15 protein-coding genes, 2 pseudogenes and 2 CRISPR repeat arrays are annotated in these 22271 nt (G+C 67.1%); of the genes and pseudogenes, 2 read left to right on the top strand and 15 right to left on the bottom strand.

Going from position 1 to position 22271, the window contains the following annotated elements; translation table 11 throughout:
- Window positions 1-53 precede the first annotated feature (53 nt).
- Entirely contained in the window at window positions 54-6194 is a 6141-nt protein-coding gene (locus AWQ68_RS29900) for a hypothetical protein (protein ID WP_157545886.1), read from the top strand.
- 292 nt (window positions 6195-6486) lie between these two features.
- Here the strand turns inward: AWQ68_RS29900 and AWQ68_RS29895 are convergent, their stop codons facing one another.
- The 6 genes from AWQ68_RS29895 to AWQ68_RS29870 all read right to left on the bottom strand — a co-directional run bounded on the left by AWQ68_RS29895 (window position 6487) and on the right by AWQ68_RS29870 (window position 10833).
- Window positions 6487-7152, bottom strand: a complete 666-nt coding sequence (locus AWQ68_RS29895) for an HAD domain-containing protein (protein ID WP_066946613.1) — start codon at window positions 7150-7152, stop codon at window positions 6487-6489.
- Window positions 7149-7799: a class I SAM-dependent methyltransferase gene (locus AWQ68_RS29890; RefSeq protein WP_066946611.1), complete on the bottom strand. Its 651-nt coding sequence runs from the start codon at window positions 7797-7799 to the stop codon at window positions 7149-7151. Before AWQ68_RS29890 ends, AWQ68_RS29895 begins: the two co-directional genes overlap by 4 nt.
- The gene (locus tag AWQ68_RS29885) at window positions 7796-8713 is read right to left on the bottom strand and encodes a phosphotransferase family protein (protein ID WP_066946608.1); all 918 of its coding nucleotides are present in this window, start codon (window positions 8711-8713) and stop codon (window positions 7796-7798) included. The genes AWQ68_RS29890 and AWQ68_RS29885 overlap by 4 nt, the downstream gene beginning before the upstream one ends.
- Before the next feature lie 68 nt (window positions 8714-8781).
- Window positions 8782-9528: a hypothetical protein gene (locus tag AWQ68_RS29880; RefSeq protein WP_066946606.1), complete on the bottom strand. Its 747-nt coding sequence runs from the start codon at window positions 9526-9528 to the stop codon at window positions 8782-8784.
- Window positions 9529-9568: 40 nt separating this feature from the next.
- Window positions 9569-9925 (bottom strand): hypothetical protein, encoded by a 357-nt coding sequence (locus AWQ68_RS29875; RefSeq protein ID WP_084464546.1) that lies wholly within the window; start codon window positions 9923-9925, stop codon window positions 9569-9571.
- A gap of 122 nt (window positions 9926-10047) precedes the next feature.
- Entirely contained in the window at window positions 10048-10833 is a 786-nt protein-coding gene (locus AWQ68_RS29870; RefSeq protein WP_218007096.1) for a GntR family transcriptional regulator, read from the bottom strand.
- A gap of 78 nt (window positions 10834-10911) precedes the next feature.
- On the opposite strand from AWQ68_RS29870, the gene AWQ68_RS29865 reads away from it, so the two are divergent.
- The gene (locus tag AWQ68_RS29865; protein ID WP_245656203.1) at window positions 10912-11349 is read left to right on the top strand and encodes an NUDIX hydrolase; all 438 of its coding nucleotides are present in this window, start codon (window positions 10912-10914) and stop codon (window positions 11347-11349) included.
- Between the two features lie 364 nt (window positions 11350-11713).
- Window positions 11714-12140: a CRISPR direct-repeat array (repeat unit 30 nt; unit sequence GTTGCGACCCCTCGTAGGGGCGATGAGGAC).
- A gap of 97 nt (window positions 12141-12237) precedes the next feature.
- A CRISPR array of direct repeats spans window positions 12238-12729; the repeat unit is 30 nt; unit sequence GTTGCGACCCCTCGTAGGGGCGATGAGGAC.
- Window positions 12730-12858: 129 nt separating this feature from the next.
- On the opposite strand, the gene cas2 is transcribed toward AWQ68_RS29865, so the two are convergent.
- From cas2 to AWQ68_RS29825, 9 genes and pseudogenes are all read right to left on the bottom strand, one after another.
- Window positions 12859-13122, bottom strand: a complete 264-nt coding sequence (gene cas2 / locus AWQ68_RS29860; RefSeq protein WP_066946599.1) for a CRISPR-associated endonuclease Cas2 — start codon at window positions 13120-13122, stop codon at window positions 12859-12861.
- A 208-nt stretch (window positions 13123-13330) separates the two neighbouring features.
- A pseudogene (locus AWQ68_RS45835) lies at window positions 13331-13450 on the bottom strand (CRISPR-associated endonuclease Cas1); the annotation flags it as partial.
- Window positions 13451-13514: 64 nt separating this feature from the next.
- Window positions 13515-14108, bottom strand: a pseudogene (gene cas1 / locus AWQ68_RS29855) (CRISPR-associated endonuclease Cas1); the annotation flags it as partial.
- Complete coding sequence (locus AWQ68_RS29850) at window positions 14109-14606, bottom strand: CRISPR-associated protein Cas4 (protein ID WP_066946597.1); 498 nt, start codon at window positions 14604-14606, stop codon at window positions 14109-14111.
- Complete coding sequence (locus tag AWQ68_RS29845) at window positions 14603-16939, bottom strand: CRISPR-associated helicase/endonuclease Cas3 (protein WP_066946594.1); 2337 nt, start codon at window positions 16937-16939, stop codon at window positions 14603-14605. Before AWQ68_RS29845 ends, AWQ68_RS29850 begins: the two co-directional genes overlap by 4 nt.
- A 1-nt stretch (window position 16940) precedes the next feature.
- Window positions 16941-17606 carry a CRISPR-associated protein Cas5 gene (gene cas5, locus AWQ68_RS29840; protein WP_066946592.1) on the bottom strand — a complete coding sequence of 222 codons (666 nt, stop codon included), beginning with the start codon at window positions 17604-17606 and terminating at the stop codon, window positions 16941-16943.
- On the bottom strand, window positions 17603-18637 hold the full coding sequence (cas7i, locus tag AWQ68_RS29835; RefSeq protein ID WP_066946589.1) for a type I-B CRISPR-associated protein Cas7/Cst2/DevR: 1035 nt from the start codon (window positions 18635-18637) through the stop codon (window positions 17603-17605). The genes cas5 and cas7i overlap by 4 nt, the downstream gene beginning before the upstream one ends.
- A gap of 3 nt (window positions 18638-18640) precedes the next feature.
- Window positions 18641-20071, bottom strand: coding sequence for a hypothetical protein (locus AWQ68_RS29830; protein WP_066946586.1), 1431 nt, complete (start codon window positions 20069-20071; stop codon window positions 18641-18643).
- Window positions 20068-20796: a CRISPR-associated endoribonuclease Cas6 gene (locus tag AWQ68_RS29825; protein WP_066946583.1), complete on the bottom strand. Its 729-nt coding sequence runs from the start codon at window positions 20794-20796 to the stop codon at window positions 20068-20070. Before AWQ68_RS29825 ends, AWQ68_RS29830 begins: the two co-directional genes overlap by 4 nt.
- Window positions 20797-22271: the final 1475 nt, after the last annotated feature.

The following is a 22271-nucleotide window of genomic DNA, read 5'->3' as shown; positions in this document are numbered from 1 at the left end:
ACTCGTAAGGCCTACATCCCGGCCCTCCCCGTCGGTCTTCCTCCGGAGGCTTCATGGCCCGTCATCATCGTAGTAGTTGTCCGCACGGCGAGCCGTTCACGCCGTATCCGGTCTGGCCCGAACCAGGCTGGCCTCTCGGCGAGGACGCCGAACGTGACGCAGCGCTGAGCGAGTTGTCCGCGGTGCTCATGGCGTGCCCGGCGCCTCTGGCATCCGCACTGGCGGAGCTGACACCGCAAGACATCAGCAAAGGCCTGTCGGCGACACCGCAGCCGCGCCGGCCGTCGGTGCTGCGGCCGCTCGGACTTATGATCACACCCTCCAAAATTGGCCCGCACCTGTGCCGCGACGTGCTCATGAGGATGACGCGCGTTGATGACCACCCCGCGCGGCACGCGGCAGTGGCCCTGACCCGCGCGGTGCTCACCGACCTGAGGACAAACGTCCTGGCCGATGAGTTTCCTGAACACTTCTCCTCGTCCGACGTACGTGATCCGGCCGTCCACTGGTCACCGGCGCTTGCACGAGTCGCCATGTGGGCCAACGGGTTCTCGTCCCTGCGTGACGCGCGGTTATGGTTGTGGGCGAGTCGGCGGCCGTGGTTCCGACCGGCCTCTGTCGCTGAGGAACACGTCGTCGCGATCGCCGCAGCTGCCAAAAGGGTCATCGAGGCCTCGCCCAACTTCAGTTTCCCCAACGACAGCAATGGGATTCCGTCCACCCCCAACGATCTGGACGATGTGACCGAGAGCGCGATGGCGAACGAGCCAAGCGTCGAACCTGCTGTCTCGGTCCTAGTACCGACTCCGATCGATGAAGACGGCGCTACGGCCACGACTACCACCATTGCCAAGCAGCTATCCGCCATGGATGGCGAGGAGGACCGTCACATGACGGTGAGCACCGGGGACAGCAGCGACGGCGAGCTGACCGTCGGCGAGTTGAAGCAAGCCAGTGAGGACCTGCGGCAAGCGCTGTTGAGTGCGGTCCCGGCTGCGCGGCGAATTCTGGAAAGTGTAACCGCTGACCGGCCTCCGGCCGTCGACGACCTCAACATGGTTATCACTGCGCACACCTCGTTCGACGACGCCGTCGCCAGGCTGTGGGCGGCTGGCATCACCGTCGACGCTGACACCGGTGCGGCAGTACGCGCCGCGCTCGACGATCTTGCCAAGGCTGCCGATGATGCGCCCGAGCGCGCGAGGCTGGCACAGCTGCGAACTCTAGTCGCGCCTGCCGAAAACCCGATGCTCGCCACCGTGCTGGCCGAGGCGCAGCAGCGCGCCGACGTCCTGGCCACATCCCCGGCGTGGACCGCTGCTGAACGGACTCGTGCCGTCACACTGGCCATGCTCAATGAGCTCTCCGACCCGGCCATCGCACCGTCGCAGGTAATGGCCTTGCAGCAGCAATTTGCTCAAGCCCATCCAGATTTGGCGCTGCTCGCCATCACAGCGGCCCAGCTGACCCGTGCTCCCGCTGCCACGGCGGAGACTGAGATCACGCGCCGCACCGCCGAAGCCGCGGATACGGCTGAGACCACCGTCGACGACCAGACAGGCGTGGCGACCAGTGACAGGACCACCCAGGATGACAAGACCTCCTCCGAGGCAGCGAGTGAGAACACCGCGGCGCTCCCTCATCTGGCGCCGACGTCAGCTTTCTCTCCCCCCGAGACGTCTCTGACCGTGCGCCAGTCCAGCCCGGGATCTGGGCTGATCACCGACGATCCTGCTGCCCAAGGGAACGTGACCGTCAGTGACGAGGTCATCGCGCATGCTCGCCTTGTCGAGGGGGTCGCCGATCTCATCGGCTCCCAGCGCTTCGGGCTGGCCGAGGCCGTCGCACAGGTAGGACAGTGGCCACCCAGCCAGCAGGCCATGTTGCGCATCGCCGCATTGTCCGACGCGGTGCGTAGTGAGGCCGGTACGATCAACGCCGCATTGCGCGGCGAGCTCACCGAACTCGACATGGCAGCCGGCGCCATCGACTCGCCCAGCGCACTGCTCCTCGTCGCCTCGCTGCTGCGCGCCGCCCTTGTGACCGGAGAACCAACGACTGGGGCGGTGCTCAGCGAGCTAGCTTCGCGGGTCGAGCCGAATTTGGCTGCGGTCGCTGAGCAAGTCGGCCGACGTGCGTTGCAAGGCCTCCTCGTTGAGGCTCCGCCGCTGACCGTGCTCGCCGATGTCAGCGAGGTCAAGCGGTCGGTGCGCGCCGCCAGCGACAAGGCCCGCAAGATGCTGCGCCACCGTACGATACGTTCCAAACGTGTGACCGACATCGCAAAGGCTTGGATGGCCGCCGACGGGCTGCTTGGTCGGCCGCTGACCATCGCTGCCAATGACGACCGGTCCGCCGTGAACGAGGCCACCAGCGTCATTCAGCGGCTCGGCGACGCCGCACACGTCACCCGCGAGATCGACACGCTCGATCGCAAACTCAGGAGGCCGTCTGGCAAGCCCATCGAAGGCGCCGGCCGGCAGAACCTCCTCAACCTCGTCCACGAGGCCATTCAGACTCTCGCCGGCTGGGCTGAGGGGGTCCTGTCACTACAGAGGTCCGGTGCCGCGCAGCAATGGAGCACCGGAGAGGTTGCTGACATGCGCGCTGCAGTGCTGGACCGGCGCCAGGCGGTGCTCGCCGCCTTGGCGGCGCAGACCAAGCACACCGACCCGCTGTTGGCGGCCGCATCGCGAGCGGCTGCCACGTCGCTGACGCTTACGTTCGCCGTGCTTGACGGCGAGACTGCGCTTCCGATTGGTGAGCCCGCACCGGCATTCGTGCTCACTGCCGAGCTGCTGAAGGTGCCCGGTGCGGTCGTCGACCCCGCTCTCAGCCACGTCACCGTGCCGGCAGACACGACGGTCGAGCAGCTACTGGCTGCTGCCCAGCGCACCTGGACCCACGCAATCTTCACGCAAGTTAGGGCCGAGAACTTCGACGCTGCGAACTTCCTCCTCACCGCCGCTGCATCGAACCTGCTGCCCGGCGCGTCTGAGCGCGAAATCGGCGAAGATACCGCAGCGGCGGTCGCAGCAGCGCAGACAGACGTGCAGGCTGAACTGGAGGACCTACACGAGCAACTGTTGACCGAACTGCGTCGGGCACAGACTAACAACGAGGTTTCCGAGGAGCAGGCTGGTGAGTTGACCAGCCTGCTGCAGGACGCCGACATGACCGTTACGCGCAACTTCGCGGTTGTCCGCGCCCGGCTTGCCCACGTCGCCGAGCGGCTGCCGCTCTATCGCGCCGAGGCAGCCCGGCGCTTGTCGGGTCGGCTGGCTGCGCTGCAGGACGTCGACGAAGGCACCGTGGACCGTGTCGAGCGGCTCATCAATACCGGCGAACTGTCGACCGCCGAAGAGCTCATCTACTTTCTCGAGATCGGCGAGCCGGTGCCGCAGGTATCTGAGCTGCAGGACCTGCAGCGATTCTTTCCTGCCGTGCCCGATGTGCTGCAGTCTGGCCTGACGGCGGAAGTCATCAAGGCCGTGCGCAGCCGCGGCCAGGTGCCCGGCTGTGAGGTGCTCGATTTCAGCCGACTCAGCCCCGACTTGGCTGAGCTCGCCGCGGTCGCGCTCGATAGTTGGCGGCAGCTCTCCACAACGCCACCTGAAGGACGGCAGAAGATCACCGAACGTGAACTGCTGCTGCCGGCGCTGCGTATCACGGGCATCGAGGGCAAGCGCATTCGCCGCCTCGACGATCTGCCGCGCGGGCGCGATCGGCGCTTCATCGACGTGGTTGACGTGACGATCAACGGGAAGGCACCCGCGCCAGCGTTTGGCAGCAAGCTCGGCGGTCGGCTGCGCGTCCTGCTCGCTTGGGGCCAGCCGAGCGCGCAACTGCTGCTCAGCCACGCCGACCAGGACAACTCTGGCGACAGCCTGCTCATCGCGTACTTCGGCACGATGAGCGCACAGACTCGCCGTGAGCTCGCCCAGCACGCCGTTGCGGATAACCGCACCGCACCGGTCGTGGTGCTCGATGACGCCGCACTCGTCTACCTGGCTGCGCACGGAAACCGGCGGATAGACGCCACCATGGGTGTGCTGCTGCCGTTCAGCAACATAAACCCGTACGTTAGGAAGAAGCGCGGTCTCGTGGCCGAGGAGATGTTCTATGGTCGCGATGCCGAGCGCAAAAGCGTGCTCGATCCCGATGGCACACAGCTTCTCTATGGCGGACGAGGCCTAGGCAAGTCTGCTCTGCTGCGCAGTGCTGGCCAGAAATTTGAGTCGCAGGGCTCACCCGGTGAGCGAGTCAGCCTCTACCTCAGCCTCGACACTGTAGGCATCCGAGCAGGTTCGGCGATCGGACCGGACGCTATATGGAATGCGCTGCTGCGAGATTTCACGGACCAGGGTGTCATCACGCCGACACGTCGCCAAACGAGCCGCAGGAGCCCGCATGAACAAGTTCGGGCGGGCGTGCTCGCATGGCTCGACGCCGATCCGCGCCGACGGTTGCTTATCCTGCTCGACGAATCCGATCGTTTCTTCGAATCCGACGCACCCGAGTTCTTCGAGACGAATCGGCTCAAAGAACTCGGCCTGACCACCGACGGTCGCATCAAGGTCGTTTTCGCTGGTCTGCACTCGGTGCAACGCTACGCCAAGAGCGCCCGTAACGGCCCGTTCAGCCACCTTGCGCAGCGGCCGACCGTCATCGGGCCATTGCGACCACAGTTCGCGACGAACCTGCTCACCCGGCCGCTGCAGGCGCTCGGGTACCGCTTCGACTACGACGACCTGGTCAACCGGATCCTCGGGTACTGCTCATATCAGCCGTTCCTACTGCAGATGTTCGGCTCTCGCCTCATCGCTACGATGCACGCCCGCCGGGGCGCCGGCGTCGTCGACACAGAGCCGCCCTATGTCATCAGGCGCGCCGACGTTGTCGCAGTCGAGAGTCACGTAGATCTCAAAGCCGACATCACTGCTGCGTTCCACGACACGCTGCACCTCGACCCGCGATACAACGTTATCGCCAACGTGCTCGCGCATCACGCGCACGAGGCCGGCCTCGACGCACGGCTGTCCGATGTCGAGCTGCGGGAAGAATGCCTGGAGTGGTGGCACGCGGGCTTCTCCACTCTGGATGTGGAAGGGTTCCGCGCGTACCTCCAGGAGATGGTCGGCCTGGGCGTACTCGCGCCGAACAACGACGGCCGCGGTTGGCATCTGCGCAGCCCGAACGTGCTGCGCATGATCGGGTCTAAGGACAATGTCATCACGCAGCTCCTCGGCGCGGCGACGCTATCGGTGCCCGACGAGTTCATCGCACTGGAGACACGAGCGGCGCTGCCCGACGGGCGGCGCTCGCCACTTACTGCAGGGCAGAGCGACGACGTGCTCGGCGATCACGCCAACCAGGTCCGTGTGGTGCTTGGCTCACTGGCGACCGGCATTGGCGACGTCGCAGAGGCTGTGCGACTCGCCGCCGATGTCGGCGACCGGTTCACCGTGCCACCAATTACCAACCGGCGGCAGTTCGAGGAGGAGTTGGTCGCTGGCAGACCGGGCGAGCGGCGCGTCGTGCTTACCGACCTGGTCGCGCTCGCGCCACGCGACGAAGCGTGCACCGCCGCGTTGAGAGCGGCACTCGAGCTGCGTCCGCAACAGCCCGGTGTGACACGCTCGGCTGTCATCGTCGCCGGGCCCCAGCAGATGTGCCTGTGGTGGACGGTGCTCGGCAGCGCCGGGCGCAACCCGGCGCTCGGGATAGTGATGCTGCGGCGATACACCCGGCAGACGCTGCGGGTATGGGCACTGGCGAGCGAGAAGTTCAGTGTGCCGGAGCGACTCGATCGGCTGCTCGAGGTCACCGGCGGCTGGCCGCTGCTCGTCGAGCGAGCCGGTCAGCTCGTAGCCTCCGGTATGGAGGAGGGGCAGGCGCTGGTTACTGTCGCGGAGGAACTCGCGTCACCGACGGGCGCGGCAGAGTTCGTCGACGCGATCGGCATCACCGCCGACGAGCAACTCGTCACGGCGTTCAACACAGTGCTGACGCTCGTCGATGTCGACGGTGTCACGATCGAGGACTTAGTCGCGGCTGTGGCATTGGGGGGCAACGTCGACGATCCCGATATTGCGGTGGCGATCCTGCAAACGCTGGGTGTTTTCGACGTCGACTCCGATGCCATGTATCGGCCCGAGCCGCTGTTGAGGCGGTCCTGGCCCCACCGCGCCTGACAGGCTGGTGCTGGCCGCTGTGCTTCGTGCAGCGGCCGGTACCGGCAAGCACCGCACTGGTCATCCGCGAGGAGTCTGTGCTCTTGTGCAGAGGTTCTGGTTGATGAGCTCGGCGGAACTGCCCGTTCCGCCATCCTGGGCGGATCTGTCGGATCTACCAACGGTAGAGGTGCACCAGGGCCGGTACTGGAATCCTGCGGCGGTCGTTGATCCGCTATTCGACTCCTGGGACTGACAATAAGTGTGAGTTAGAGCTTGACCAGGATTAGAAGTGGCATGAGTACGTGTGGACCTACGTCGGCGTTGGTCCCCATCGAGACTGATCGAGAGCCGGCAGATCGACGCGTGTCTTTCTTGCTTCCCGTGTCGACGGCCCGCTGCCCAGCATTTGTGCGGGTACTACGCGGAGTGCGGCAGGCGACTCGGTCGTGATGCCCAGCGCCCAGGTGCGTACGGCGTCCAAGTGGGAGGGTTCGAGGCCGGTCATGGGGTCGGGCTGGATGAGCAGCGTGGGGATGCCGGACTGGGTGCGGTGAGCGGCCCAGGCGTGGTCGGCGGGAGTGAAGTCGTCGTCGATCCAGGCGGCTGGAGCTGAGCCGAGCCATCGGGTGACGGGGTCGCGTTTCCAGAGGTAGCCGTTGGGGTGGCTGGTGCTGATCGCCGGCCGTCCGAGCTCGACATGGGGCAACGGGGGAAGTCCGAGCTTGGGGCCGATGAGGGTGCTCGCGTCGCCGTGCCAGCTCGTGCACCAGACCGGAGCGACAGGAACGTCCTGGAACAGGTTCGTGAGCATGGGGCCATGAGCCGGGTTGAGCCAGATCGGGACCGGCTTGTCGGCGTCGTACCCGGTCGGGACGACGAGGTGCCGGACGTGAGTCGCGGGGCCGTTGCCGGCACTGTCGGGGAAGGGGATGAGGACGCCGTCGACGTCGATCAGCAGGTACGCGATGGTGGTCATGGGGGAACTCCTGGCGGACGTTTTCGCGCGGTGACGAGCAGGGTCGCTGGGCCTTCGAATGGATTGGTGATGTGGTGCTGGGCTTCCAGGTCGAGCCCGGCTTCACCCAGCAGCTCCAGCCAGGCCGGTTCCCAGCGTTGGATGGGCACCCGGTCACCGAAAGGGAGGGTGAGCCAGTTCGCGCGGGCCCGGCGGTCGGGGTGGGGGACGCTGAAGGCCAGCAGCCCGCCCGGCCGCAACGCGGCGGCGATCGCCGGGAGCAGACGCTCAGGTGGTGTGAGCCCCACCGCGCCGAAGACGGAGTAGCAGACGTCGCACTCCACCTCGTCGAGGAAGTCGATGGCGTCGGCCACGGTGAAGGTGACGCCGGGCAGATGCCCGTAGCGGTTGCGGGCCCGTTCGATCTGGGCGTCGGCGATGTCGATGCCCGTCACGATGGCGCCGAGCGTGACGAGGTACGCGGCATGGTGACCGGGGCCGCAGCCGAGATCGATGACCGTGCGGTCGGCGAGATCGCCCAGGATCTCCGCTCCCGGCCCTGCGCCTGGGTGCTGCCCCCAGTACATGTCCAGCGGTGGGGGAGTCGGTCCTTGAGGTTCGGTGGTCTGGCGCTGGCGGGCGTGCTCCTGCCAGGCCGCCCGGTTCATGGCGCGAGCAGGCGTACCGCGTCTGCGAGGTGGCGGCGGACGGCCTTGAGATAGGCGGGGTCGGTTGCCGGGTCGGCGATCCAGCGCACGGCCTGGTCCATGAACCACTCGGTGATCCAGACACGGTGCCAGCCCAGCGCCCAATCCTCCGCACTCAGACCGCCGCGTCGCGCCCGCGCGTCTCGATGGCCGCCGGCAGCGATGTAGGAATCGATCAGGCCACCGACCTGTGCGGGGTCGGCCGCTTCGAGGGTGCCGGGCCAGGAGGCCAGGTCGAGCAGGCCGGGACCGTTGAACGCGCGGGCGAAGTCCAGCAGCCGCCACCCAGTCTCCCCGATGTGCAGCGAGCTGGGGTGGAACTCCGAATGGCACAGCCCGAACGGCGCCCGTTCCGCTCCCTGTGATCGCGCCGGTGTCGCGGTCTGCAGCGCGGTGAGCATCTCGGCGATGTCGTCGGTGTGCGTCCAGCGCCCTACCTGGCGGAGATAGTCCAGGTGCGCGAGCGCCCGCGTGGGCAGCCTGCGCAGCCCGGCCCCGCCGAGGGTGATCGGAAGGAGTTCTGATGCGCGGACGGCGTGCAGGCGCGCGGCAGCTTCGGCTCCGTCGCGGTCGTCGGCTTCGCGTACGGGCCTGCCGAGGTCTTCCATCACCATGCCGAGGATGCGCTCGCTGACGGCGGAGCCGTACAGGATCGGGACGGGAACGCCGTAGGCGGCGGCGAGCGTGAGCGCCTGGTCCTCTGTGGTGAACGGCTCGGCGGCGTACTTGAAGATGGCGGTGGCGCCGCCGGGGAAGTGCAGGCGTTCTACGGCAGAAAGAGACCAGGCGCGCAGCGGCTCGCGTTTCGGCGCGCTGTCGAATCCCGCCGCGGCGCATATCTGGGTGCACAGCCGCGTGACCGTCGCCTCGTTCATCGAGTCTTCTCCTTCCGGGAGCAGGGGCTGTACGGCTCCGCACGGGAGCCGTACAGCCTGTGGCTTGGTCAGGCGGCGCGGCAGGCGTACACCTTGGCGAGCCACTCCTGGCGGAAGCCGGTCAGCTCAGTTCGGAAGGTCTCCATCGAAGCGCCGTACGGCACGCAGGCTCCGCCGGACTGGTCGGGCACGGACTGGCAGCCGTGGACCAGCCGTCCGCCGAGGGCGGTGTGGGCCTTGATGGACTCGATGCGGCGGTACTCGTTGAACCAGGTGCCGTGGTAGACGTCGTCCAGCATGCCGCCCTCCGCCTCGTCGAGGTCGAAGACGACGCTGGTTGCGGCAGGGAAGAACCAGCACGGGCCGACGTTGGAGATGTGCCCGTCGAGTTCCACCTTGTTCAGGGCCATGAAGGTCGCGGCCTCGCGGAGCATCCGCAGGTGTTCGGCGGTGACCTGGGGCAGGCCGAGGGCGGGCAGGTGCTCGTCACGGAAGAGGTAGCTGTAGACGTCCCAGGCGGTGGACAGCACGAGCCCGGCGTCGGAGGTCGAGAAGCCGTACGTCTTCACGAAGTCGAGGGCGAGCTGCTCGACGGTGGTCTCGGTGGTCTCCTCGCAGGTGAGGAGCTCGCTGCTGACGATCTGCCAGTCACACAGCACCCAGGTGGAGGTCTCGAACTGGAAGAAGTACGTCTCCGGTTCGACGGTGATGGTGGTGCCGTTCACGGTGATGCCGGGGATGCGGTTCCAGCGCGGGTCGAACGCGACCGGCAGTTGTACGCCGAACCCGGTGCGCGTTTGGGTGTTCGGGGACATTGCTCGTACTCCTTCGTGTAGTGACGGGGTGAAGGGGGAGCTATCGGGCCTGGCCCAGCAGCAGGTGGTGCCACAGCCGTTGGGCTTTCGCGGCAAGGAGCCAGGGACCCTCGTGGACGACCGGACCATCTGGTCCTCGGACGGTGCGGCGGATGAAGGTGAGCCCGCCGGCCTGGCACAGCTCGTAGATCGTCGCCTTGCATTCGCACGTGTGCTCGCGGACGCGGATGCGGCTGCTGCGCGAGGTCGGGGCGATCCAGCGGATCTTGTCGTGTTGCTTCTGCGTGGGGGCGACATGGAGGCCGTGGTACTCGGTGAGAAGGGCCTTCGCATCAGATTGTTGTGGCGGGTCGCGGATCGCTGGGTGTTCCGCGAGCGCTGTGCCGTATTCGGTCATTGCCGCCTTTTCCTGGAGATATCGAACGCCTTGGGGGTATTTGACCTCTGGTCAGTTCTCATCTGCTCGACTAGAGGAGTTACAGGCTCCTTTATGACTCCTCTAGATGAGTTCGTCAAGCGTTATCGCGCGGGAAGTTCGTAGGTCAGCATGTAGGCGTCGCTGGACATCACGGTGTCGCACACCTCGACCGCGCGGCCGTCGCCGGCGTAAGCCGTACGGACCAGGTGGAACACGGGAACGCCGGGAGCGAGCCGCAGCGCCTTGGCTTCGTCGCGCAGGGGCATCCGGGACTTGATCTCTTCGATGAAGTGGTCGAGCTGGAAGCCGAGCTCCTCCAGGCGGGCGTAGATGCCGCCCGGCCCGCTGTCGGGCTGCATGATCGGCGTGCCCTTGGCGATCTCGGCGGGAATGTACGACACCGCGGTCTCGACCGGCTGACCGTTGATCAGATAGCGCCTGGATCGGACGATCACGCGGTCCTTTGCGGCGAGACCGAGCCGTTCGGCGATGTCGGGTGTCGGCGTGGCCTCGGTGATCTTTATGGAGTCGACGGACGGAGTGCCGCCGGCTTCCTCCGTCTCGGCGATGAAGGCCGCCTTGCCCTGCTCGCGATGGCGGCGGGCGAATCTGTCGGAGGCGAGCCGCCGTACGGGGGGATGGGAGCGGACGAACACGCCCCTGCCGTGCTCGGCGACGGTGAGCCCTTCGCTTTGCAGGACCTGCAGGGCGTTGCGGATGGTCATCCGGGCGACACCGTAGTGCTCCATGAGCCGGGCTTCGGAGGGCACCTTGTCGCCCTGGGCGAGGGCGCCGCGCTCGATCGCGTCGCGGAGGTGGTCGGCGATCTGACGGAAGACCGCCCGGTCGCTGGTCGGGTCCAGATCCGGCAGCGACAGCTCCGCCACGGGCCAACTCCTCAACTCGTACATACGTGTAGGGTCGAGGATAGCCACCTGTGGAGGTCTGGGATGGATCATCCGAACATGCACTCGGTCAGTGTGTCCGGCGTGATCCTCGACGGACAGGGCCGGGCTCTGCTGATCCAGCGCCGCGACAACGGCCACTGGGAGGCGCCCGGCGGAGTCCTGGAGCGCGACGAGGACATCATCTCCGGCCTGCTACGCGAGGTCCGCGAAGAGACCGGCCTTGAAGTGGTCCCTCACGCGATGACCGGCGTGTACAAGAACATGACCCGCGGCATCATCGCCCTCGTCTTCCGCTGCGAGGCCGTCGGCGGAGAGTTGAGCGTGAACGACGAGGCCCGCGCGTTCCGCTGGGCAACCGCCGACGAGGTACGCGACCTGGCCACCGAGGCCTACGCCGTCCGCGTCCTGGACGCCATCCATGCCCTGCCGTCGCCCGCTGTACGAGCCCACGACGGCGTCTGCATCACCGCTGACCGCGCTCTGCTTCCCAGATAGTTGATGAGAACCCCTCGATGTGATGCGCCAGGCAAATTGCCATCTCTCATGAGGCGATGAGGACATCGCTCTCGACTTGGGAGGCGGTGGACGGGTCACGTCCCAGGTTGCGACCCCTCGTAGGGGCGATGAGGACTCCGTCACCCGCGAAGGCGTGACGATGACGTTCCTGTTGCAACCCCTCGTAGGGGCGATGAGGACCACACACACGCTCGCTCGCGGCACACGAGCCACGTTGCGACCCCTCGTAAGGGCGATGAGCACCACCTCCCCTGAGCCGGACCAGGTCGGCATCGTCTAGTTGCGACCCCTCGTAGGGCGATGAGGACCACCGTCGAGCTGCTCGGCCTGCTGCAGCAGCTCGGGTTGCGACCCCTCGTAGGGGCGATGAGGACTGCCAGGCGGAGATTGACGCCTGGGCGAAGGAGATGTTGCGACCCCTCGTAGGGGCGATTAGGACTCTTCGGCCGGACCTTGATCATGCGGGCGGGCATCAGCGTTGCGACCCCTCGGAGGGGCGATGAGGACGCGGGCGCTGTTCTTGGTCATGGCCTGTCCTTCGCGGGTTGCGACCCCTCGTAGGGGCGATGAGGACATTCGGTTCGCCATCCGGTACCCCCCTTTGTCAGTGTTGCGACCCCTCGTAGGGGCGATGAGGACTCTTCTGCCCAACCCGGTTACCGACCGCGCTACCAGGTTGCGACCCCTCGTAGGGGCGATGAGGACACCCGCGATCCGTTCGGCGACTCCGACGAGTTCGAGTTGCGACCCCTCGTAGGGGCGATGAGGACTACGGCGCACGTGCCGCTGCTCGGCCGCCTGCTTGTTGCGACCCTCGTAGGGGCGATGAGGACTGGGCCGGAAACATCTCTCTCGTCCCATCCCGGATGTTGCGACCCCTCGTAGGAGCGATGAGGACCTCGGAAATTCGGCAGGCCGAACCTGGGACAACGCGTTGCGACCCCTCGTAGGGGCGATGAGGACCCCCGACCACTACCGCGAGGGCGAGCGACTGCTCGCGTTGCGACCCCTCGTAGGGGCGATGAGGACTTCGCCGACTACGGCGACCTGAAGGCCAAGGCCGGTTACGACCCCTCGTAGGGGCGATGAGGACTTCTCTCTGTACCTCGGTTGGTTCTATGTCTCACTGTTGCGACCCCTCGTAGGGGCGATGAGGACCGGTCTTGGGGTCGTTCATTGCCACCACCATCCACCGGTTGCGACCCCTCGTAGGGGCGATGAGGACCTCCAGCAGGCCGAGAAGAGCGCCGCTGCAGAGAAGTTGCGACCCCTCGTAGGGGCGATGAGGACGCGCGCGGGGATTGGGCTGCGATATTTCGCGAATACCGGGTTGCGACCCCTCGTAGGGGCGATGAGGACCCCACGGTAAAGGCGCAGGTCACTGGCCTGATTATCGTGGGCCACGTGCGGTGTTTTGCAGCGAACCTTCGGTTGTGCAGAAAACCCGGGAGGTCTGCTGCAAATCTCATGATCAAATTGCATGTCCGATCACAGGATATCGCTGGGTGCGGGCTGGGCGATGCCCCATTCCTGGCGCTCCGGAGTCGTACCGGGCGGGAATGTGAAGACGAGCACGCTGTCGTATCCGGCGTCGATCACATCCTCGACCGCATGGCGAAAACGCCGGAGCTGTGCCGCGCTCAGCGCGCCCTCGAAGACGCTTCTTTGTACGTGATGGAGGTATTGGCGGCACAGGCGCAGGATGGCGGCGTTGCGTTTCGCCAGGGTGTCGTAGACGACCACGACATACATGTGACCTCACCACCAGATCTTGAACGGCTTGTACGGCGTTCCTTCCAGGCATGTGCGAGTGAGCTGGAGGGCTTCGAGATAGAGCAGCTCGTCGTATGCCACGCCGGCCGAGGGAGCGGTGCTGGATGGTCACGGCGAGCTCGTCACGTACGGTCTGCACGACAAGCTTGCGACCAGATTCGCTCAGCATCGCCTGGTTGACGTCGACATCGAAGTGGGCCGGCTTGAGCTGGCCGCGACCGGCGAGCCGGAGCAGCAGACGTTCGGAGAAGAGGGGCTTGAACACTTCGGATAGGTCGAGCACGAGGGAGTGCCGCTGGCGTTCCATAGTGCTGTGCCAGGAAGGCGACGCCGGAGTGCAACGGGGTGAGCCGGACGGCCGACAGCAGCCGGGCGTAGACGATGCCGTTGACGTAGCTGATGAACGCATTGCCGGCGTTGAGCGGGGGCCGGCGGCTGCGGCCGTCAAGCCGTAACCAGTCGGGCAGCCGAGTGTCGAGCACGGCCCAGGCGGCGCGCCGGAAGGTGCCTTCCGCCCCCATGAGCTCCTCGCGGGTCGACGCCGCCGCGACGGACGCCTCCAGCACAGCCATCGGACGGGTGAGCAGCTTGCGGTCGATCACTCGGCGCACGTTCGCCGCCGCACTCAGCACGATCGCCCGGGCGACGTCCAAAGACGCGAGCGGATCGCCGGCCAGCCGAGTCTGGGCGACGACGGTCTGACCCGAAGTGCTGCTCTCCGATGTCAGCAACGATCCGGCGTAGTCGCCGTAATGGCTCAGAAAGTGAACGTTGACGCGGTATTGGTTCAGCATGCTGATCACAGCGGTGTTGATGTCGACCGGCTCGCACGCCACGATGTCGCGGACGTCGGTGATCGGGATGTGCACCGGAGAGCCGTCGACCCGCTCGATCAACAGCGATTGGTCTTTCCGCCGGATGCGGCAGGGCGTGGTCAGCCAGTACGTACGGGAGGCAGCAGGCATCTACTCGTTCCAGCAATAGTCGATGTAGGAGCATCCTCGGCAGGCCGAGCGGGCGAGCCGCGGCGGCGAGGAAGGTGCGGAGACCACGGCCAGGACCTCCGCGATATCGGCCTCGGCCTGCTTCGCTGTCTCGGCCGTGTACGGCAGGCGCCGGGTCCGGCGTGTCTTCGGGTAGTGCAGGATTCCGCCCTGCGCGGCGACCCCCACGACGTGCAGCCGATAGCAGTAGTGCGTCGCCTGGGCCTCGTCGGCCCGGCTGGGCTTCGACGACGACTTGACCTCGTGCACCCAGGCGGCTCCGTCGAGGTGGTCGAGCTTGGCGGCGCCGAGGTCGACCGGGGAGGAACGGCTGTACGAGGTCTCGTGGACGGCCTCTCCCAGCTGAACCGTGGAGTTGAGATGCTCCGGTCGGACCCCGCGTGCGTACAACCAGAGCTGGCGACGGCAGTGGTAGAGGTACTTGATGTGCACCCCGCCGACATCGCCGGGTTCGATCACAGCACCTCACCCGCCTGGTAAACCTGGGTGGCCGGCCCGTGGACCGCGCCCAGCCCCAGCCGCTCGTCGTACTCGGCGTTGATGATCCGTACGCCGAGTCGCTTCTCCCATCTGGTGAGAGGAGTCGCCCAGTTCGGCATCGGGACCAGATACCGCTCGGCGAGCAGCCGTCCCGCCGCCTTCTGGCCCGTCGCCAGGTCCGCTTCGTACGCGTCGCGATCGCGTTCCAAGACAGCCTCAGTGCCGTCGAACAGCTCGTCGAACCGTTCGGTGAGCTCGTCTCGGCTGACGAAGGGATGGGCGAAGCCCAGGAATGCCTCCGTGAATAGGGTCTGGCTCCGCAGCACTTCATTACGCCATTCCCGGCCCCATGCGGTGGCGTAGACCTCGTCGAGCCACAGGCGGGCGTCCGATTCGTCTACGGCGAGGCCGTCATGGCGGGTGAGGATATGCCAGCCCGTTTCCACCGGTGCCTTGGGATAGACGCCGTCGGCGACGTCCTCGCCGCCTCTGCGCGGGGGAGCGAAGGCGGCGGCGTGCACGATGACGTCGGCTGGCGGACGGGCGGCGATCCGGTTGACCCGGCCGAACCGCTGCAGGAGCGCTTCCAACGGCGCCGCAGAGGTGAACAGGCAGTCGAAGTCCACGTCCAGGCTCACCTCCACGACCTGGGTGGCCACGACCAGTCCCGGCAGGCGGTCCCGGCCGACCCCGAACCGCTCGGCGATGGCCTGCTCCAGGGCCGACCGATCCATCCGGCGGAACCGCGAATGCAGCAGGAAGGCGGCATCGGCGTCCGCTTCGAGTTCGGTGAACAGAAGCTGGGCGTCCGCGACGTTGTTGGCGACCACGAGCACCGAATCGCCAGCCAGCAATCTGCTCCTGATCTCCCCGATCGACGCTGGATCGGTCAAGTGCCGCTTCCGAAGGCCGAGCCGATGGCGAAGCGGCGCGTCTTCGGTGGACGCCTCGATCAGTCGCACATCGTGATTGAGCAGGTCCTGGAACAGCCGGGCGAGCGCGTCGGGAAGCGTGGCGGACAGTACGGCGACGCGCCCGCCGAGCCGCTCCCACAGCCGCGCGGTCGCGAGGATGTAGCCGAGCCGCTGAGGATCGTAGGCGTGCAGCTCGTCCAGCACGAACACCGAATTGGCCGCATCGATAAGGGTTCCGGAATGGGCCGGTCCCGCCAGCGCGCCGCGCAGGATCTGGTACGGGGTGCCGACCCGTACGGTTTCCCGGAACAGGCGGGTCGCCGCGGCCCGGGACACCGCTTTCTTCGCGGCTTCGACGTGCTCGTCGTCGCCGTCTTCCGGGCAGATGGCGCGCGCCAGGTGGTACGACGCGGCCCGTGAGTGCATGACCCCCACCAGCGCGTCGTCCCCCAAGAGCTTTCCGAGACGTACGGCCATGGCGTTGATGGACGCGAGGTAGGGGAGCGTGAAGAAGACCCGCGGCACACCGCCCGTGCGGCGCGCGATCTCGGCGACCTGCGCTGCCGCCCAGAGGAGCCCAGCTTCGGTCTTGCCCGAGCCGGTGGGGGCGCGGAGCAGAAGATGGCCGTCCGCTTCCGCCGCGTCGGCTTGGTGCGGGCGCAGGGTTTGCCCCTTCTCGGCGAACGCCTTCTCCAACAGGGCTCGGAACCGGGCGCCGATAGGTTGGACGCCGTGGAGCGAGCCGTGTGCGGAGGAGACGTGGTCCGCCAGAGTGACGGCTCCTTGGAGGAGTACCGCCGCGAGACCTTCGTCGGGATGCGCCGGAAGCTCCCACCGGTCGAGCAGCAGCTTGAACACGCGCCGGGCCTCGCCGACCACGTCCAGGTCCTCCGGCGTGAGCGAGGACGCCGGAAGTCTGGCGCGTTTCGCCGTACAGGCCAGCCAGTCGAGGAGCTGGACCGCGACCGTGTCGGGGAGGGGCCGCAGCCGGTCGCGCCACTCCACGTCGGGAACGCCGTCGTACAGCTCGATCAGGGAGCCGCGCCCGCCTTCGAGTGACCGGTGGTGGGTGGCCACTCCGGTTGCGACCCAGGTCAGCAACGCCTCGTCCTCGATGAGGGCGGGGAGGAAACCAAGGGAGACGACCTCATGCCGTTCGCCCCACGACCGAGTGGTTCCTCGAAGCATCGCCTGGAAGCCGTCCGGAATCTTCCCGGCGTCGTGGCAGAGCGCCGCGAGACAGACCGCCGTCCAGAACCGACCTTCGATGACCCGCTCCATCAGGGCGATCTCCCCCACGCGCCGCCGGAGTGCGAGGGCGCCGTCCAGCGTCGCCGCCAGATGGTCGACCAGTCTCTCGCGTGGATCGCTCTTGGCCAGCATGTCCGGCAGCTCCATGTCACCTACTCCCCGTCAGCCGCGTGGGATGCACCGGTGGCAGCGGAGCCACGGCCCTGCCGTCCTCGTCTGCCCAGAGGGAGTCGACCAGCATCTCGCTGCGGCCCGACGCGTCGAAGTGATACGCGTCCCAGCGGGTCCGGTGCCGGTTGAGGGAGACCGCGGTTGGCAGCCGGAGCAGCGTGCCAAGGGGCAGGGGAGTGCTCCCTTCAGGAAGCACGGCGTCGCCCTGACGTCCCGGCCCGTTCCGGAGAACGACACGACGGGTAGCGAGCCCGACCAGGTCCTGGCTCCTACCCAGTCGCAACGGCCAGACAGGCCTGCGAAGCCTGCGTTCCCACACGTCGAGGTGCTCGGTCAGCCACACCGTCAGAGTGACGTCCGCCAGGAACTCACGCTCACGCGGCGTCGGAAGAGCCTTCTTTCCAGTGGCGTCCAGCGGATGGTACGTCTCGAGATCGACGCCTTTGCCGCGGGCGTGGAAGGCCATGGCGAACCGCGTCTCCGTATCCACGGCACGCCAACCGCCGGCAGCCGCGGCGAGCATCCCGCCCACTGTGGCCGGCGGAGGACAAGGGAGCGCCACCTGCACGCCCGCGTACAGCGGGTTGCGGAAAGAGACGATCGGCGCGGCGACCGTCACCCGCAATGCCTCGGTCGTGGTCATGCCTTCGGATCCTCGAACCAGGCGTCTCGCTCACCCCGCTCGATCTCGTCCGCCAGGCCGCCGAACAGCACACGCGGATGGCCGATGGCGAGGCTCCCGGAGTCGATCAGGTCGGCGAGTTCCGCGCGGGCCCTGTCCCGCTGCTCGCCGAGGAAACCCGGCGCCCAGCCCAGCAGCACGGGTCCGTCCAGCTCGTCGGCCCAAGCCTCAATCTCCGCGCGCAGCACGCCGGCGTCGAAAAGCGTGCGGTCGCTCCGGACACCGAGGACCCGAGTGAAGGGATTGACGCCGCCCTTGACAGGTGCGAGGAGGACGAGCGCCGGGGCGCGGTCGCCGTAGTGCATCGACTGCTTCGCTCCGCCGCGTACGGCCGTGAGCGTGCGCAGCAGAAGAGCGGCCCTGCGGCGTCGCTCCGCGATCGTCAGCCGCAACGCCGAGCAGCCGCGGAAGGTGACCGGTTCCGCTCCGCTGTCCGCGGCCTCCTTGGCGGCCGGTTCCGGCAGGGCGATCTTCAAGCCGGCACCGTCGATCTCGAACACGCCGATCCGGGCCAGATCGAGCAGCACGTCACCGGCCAGCTCGGCGCTGTAGAACTCGTGGCCATGCAGCACCGGGTTCTCCCTGGCGGCGAAGCCACGGCTCATCGTCCCGAAGTCCCGCTCGGGCCGACGCGGGACGACAGAGACGAACGTGCCCGTGGCGAGGACCGTGTCCCGCTGGCACGTCTTGTTCTTGTCGCCTTTGACCGCGACCATGTAGCCGAAAAGGTCGTCGTCGAGGTATAGGTCGGGACGGCCCTGCGTGTACGCCTGCTGCTTCTGCCCGCTGCCCGATCGCACGACTGGAGAGGCCGGTTCCGAAGCGGGCAGCGAGTCCCGCAGCCAGCGGCGGAAGGCCTGCGCCGACACGTAGGGATGCACGTCACGCCCGACGCGCAGTTGCTTCACCGTGGCGACGTTGTCCTCGCCGAGGCCGTTGTTCGGCGCGCCGGCCACGATATCCAGGACGATCTTCCCGACCAGGTAGCTCATTTGTCACTCCTCGCCTTTCAAGTAGTCGATGTCCTCGGGGTGCTCTTTCTCTTCGTCCGCCATGGCGGCGGCGACCTCGGCCCGGTCCACGGGCTTGAATCCCAGCTCGTGCAGCCGCTGGACTACCGAGACGATGAGCAGCTGCCGGTGGAACCACGCCTGCTCGACCTCCGGGTCGAAGAGCAACCGGAACTGGCTCTCGCTGACCAGCGGGCCGCTGATGCCGCCGTCCTGGGCGAGCAGGGCATCGAGGTTGCGGCGCATCAGCCAGTGCCGCATCCGCCGGGGCTCCTTGAGCGTCGCGTTGAAAGCGCGGAGCTGCCCCGCCGAGTTCTCCGCGTTCAGCCACGCCGCAACCTGGGCTCCGGCGGCCTTGATCTCGTCAATCTCGTTCTGGTTCATTCGCATCACCTCGGTCACGAAGGAGAAGCACAGCCCGGCTAGCTCGGCAGTGTCCGTACGGATCACGCCACGGTCGAGCCGCGCGGTCAGGTATCGGCCGCACGCGGACGCGATCTGCTCCGATGCGCGGAAGGCATTGCGCGCCAGGCCGAGCACGCCGGGCCGGTCCGGCGTCGAATGGGCGCGCAGCAGCGCGGCGAAGCCACGGTTGTACGGAGGCCGGGACGTGCGGCGCAACCACTCGGCGATCGGCTGGTCGAGCGACTGGATCTCCAGGGTCTGGCCTCGATTGTTGTTGCTGAAAACCAGCAGCTCGACCCCGGCGATCAGCCGGTCCTCATGGCGGCGCAAGGCCTGCAAAGCCATCACCTCGTTCGAGAGCACCCGGCCGGAGTCGGCCCTGCCCAGGGCGATCAACTGCCGATTGCGCTCCACTCGCCGGGACAGCGTCCGAGCCATGAACCGCTCGTCCCAGCTGTGCAGCGCGGTGGAGGGCCCGCCCGTCAGGCGGCAGCCGTATGGCAGGGCGTAGAAACTGCACAGGCACGGCCAGCACAGCGCCATCCCGGCGTGCCCGCGTGGCGTGTTGTTGCGGTAGAGATCGCTTTCGGCCAAGGGGACGTCGACCTTGCCGTAATAGCCCACGGCCTGGCGCCCGCACAGCACGCATGCCGCCTCCGGCCACGCCGACGGATCCGGGCACTCACGCCATCGCTCTACCGCACCACGGATTGTGGGGTTGTCCTTCTTCGCGTTGCTGAGATGGTTCATCTTCGAGTTCGGGAAGAAGGACATGCTGGTCTTGAGCCAGAAACCCTGCTCGCTCTTCGTGTCGCGGACGAGCGCTGCGGTCACCGCGTCCTGGGTCACCGTCTTCACCGCCGCGTCGAAGCCGTCGGGCGTGAGGCTCTCGACTGCTGACGTCTTGCCGAGGGCAGCCAGCGCGTACGCGCCGATCCGCTGGAGGGGGTGCGCGGTCAGCCGGAGCCGTGCCTGTTCGTCGTCCACATGCCGTGGATCGGGTTCGTTCATGCGGCTATCCACCCGAAGCCGGCGGCGTTGGCCTGTCCGAGACCCCAGCTCCAGATCGCCTGGAGTGTCTCCGGCGGCCCGGCCAGCTCGACCTCGACCGGCGCTCCGGGCTTCGCTCCATGGCCTACCGAGAACGACCGCTTGGAGCCGATCCAGGTGATCGCCGTCAGGTACACCTCCGGGTCGAGGCCGAGGGTCTCGGCCTTACGGCGGAGATTGCGCTGGAAGAACACCGGGAACTCTGGGTCGGTCGGCATCAGCCACGCCTGCCGCGTCGTCCGGGCCCCGTCGTCGTCTCGGCCCGTTCCCTTCATCACCACGGGAGTGGACGTACGGAACCGGCCTCGGCCTGACCGAAAGTCCGGCGGCTCTGCGAGGGCCACGTTCAACACGCGGAAGGCCGCGCCGCCCCAATCGAGCAGGGGCCGCTGCTTCATGCCCTGAGCCAGGGCGGTCACGACCTCGAAGAGCGGGCTGCCCAGCTCCACGAAGCCTCGCCCTCCCGCGGCGTACGTGCCCCTGCGTCGCGGAGCCTTCGGGAACACCGGCGCGCCGTGCCCCAGCGGCACCATTCCGTACGGCCCGGCCCCCTGGTAATGCAGTTGTCGTCCGATGTCGGGTGCCTCATGGGCCAGCAGGTCGTACGCCAGGGACCGCCCCGGTGCCAGAACCTTCGCCCACGCGAGCTCGGTCACCGCCGTCGCGACCTCGATCCGCAACCTCACTGCTCCGCCTCCCGTTTGCTTCGCCGTTCACCCTGTACAGATGGACGACGACTTCGTAGAGGAGGCAGGTGACTGTTTGCCGAGGTCAGAGTGTTAATGGATCAGAGATCGACGAGTGCTGGTTCCGTGAGGACGCACCTCGGGCTAATCTTCGTTCGCGATGTCGTCGACGGGGGTGTGGATCATGCTTTTGCAGCAGACCTCCCGGGTTTTTTGCACAACCGGAGGTTCACTGCAAAACGGCGCCGATTTCGGCTTCGCTTGTGCTCATTGACCTGCACCTTTACGGTGGGGTCCTCATCGCCCCTACGAGGGGTCGCAACCGGTTCTGTCCTGGGATCGGGATGGCAGGGGCAGTCGTCCTCATCGCCCCTACGAGGGGTCGCAACAGGGAATCGCAACGGCTGTTTCCGCAATCGTTGCGGTCCTCATCGCCCCTACGAGGGGTCGCAACGTCAGCAGGTCCCGCGTCTCCTCGGGAGCGGCGGAAGTCCTCATCGCCCCTACGAGGGGTCGCAACGTGACCTCACCCCCGCCCAGGCCGCTGGCCTCGCCGTCCTCATCGCCCCTACGAGGGGTCGCAACAAGCGCGGTACGGAGCTGCTGGCCGAGGCTCGGCGGTCCTCATCGCCCCTACGAGGGGTCGCAACCGGCAAACCGGGGCGGCAAGGGCAGCAAGGGAATCGCGTCCTCATCGCCCCTACGAGGGGTCGCAACGCTTAGAAGGGGTAGCCGTCAGCGATTCGCTGCTGGTGTCCTCATCGCCCCTACGAGGGGTCGCAACATGGCGCTGGCCATCGAGATGGGCGAGGACCTTCCCCGTCCTCATCGCCCCTACGAGGGGTCGCAACCGGCCTGTACGAGTCCGACCAGGCCGTCAAAGAGGTCCTCATCGCCCCTACGAGGGGTCGCAACTCGGCCTGCTTCTTGGCGTCCCGGACCAGCTCCGTCGTCCTCATCGCCCCTACGAGGGGTCGCAACACCCGGCCGACCGGCCCGGCGGGAGCCGTACAGACGTGTCCTCATCGCCCCTACGAGGGGTCGCAACCGGAGCGCCATCCGTGTTCCGGGCTGTTGGAGTGCGAGTCCTCATCGCCCCTACGAGGGGTCGCAACATGTCCCGCCCCCGGGTGGCCATGTCCCGTTCCGTCGTCCTCATCGTCCCTACGAGGGGTCTCAACGAGCAAGCGCGCCGCGGAGGAGCAGCGCGCGTCTTGGTCCTCATCACCCCTACGAGGGGTCGCAACGCCCAGTAACGGACGCTGTAGGACTCGGTCACCTGTCCTCATCGCCCCTGCGAGGGGTCGCAACTTGCTTGCCTCATCCAGCACCGCGTGCAGGATCGGGTGTCCTCATTGCCCCTACGGGGGGTCGCAACATTGCTGTAGAAACTGGCGTCGGCCATCGGGACGGGTCCTCATCGCCCCTACGAGGGGTCGCAACATGTGGCAGTGGGCTGTGGTCCGGCGGGCGAG

The organism is Microtetraspora fusca (assembly GCF_001570365.1).
Classification (GTDB): Bacteria; Actinomycetota; Actinomycetes; order Streptosporangiales; family Streptosporangiaceae; genus Microtetraspora; species Microtetraspora fusca.
The sequence above is the reverse complement of the archived record's forward strand: the minus strand, read 5'-3'. Positions and strand labels throughout refer to the sequence as shown.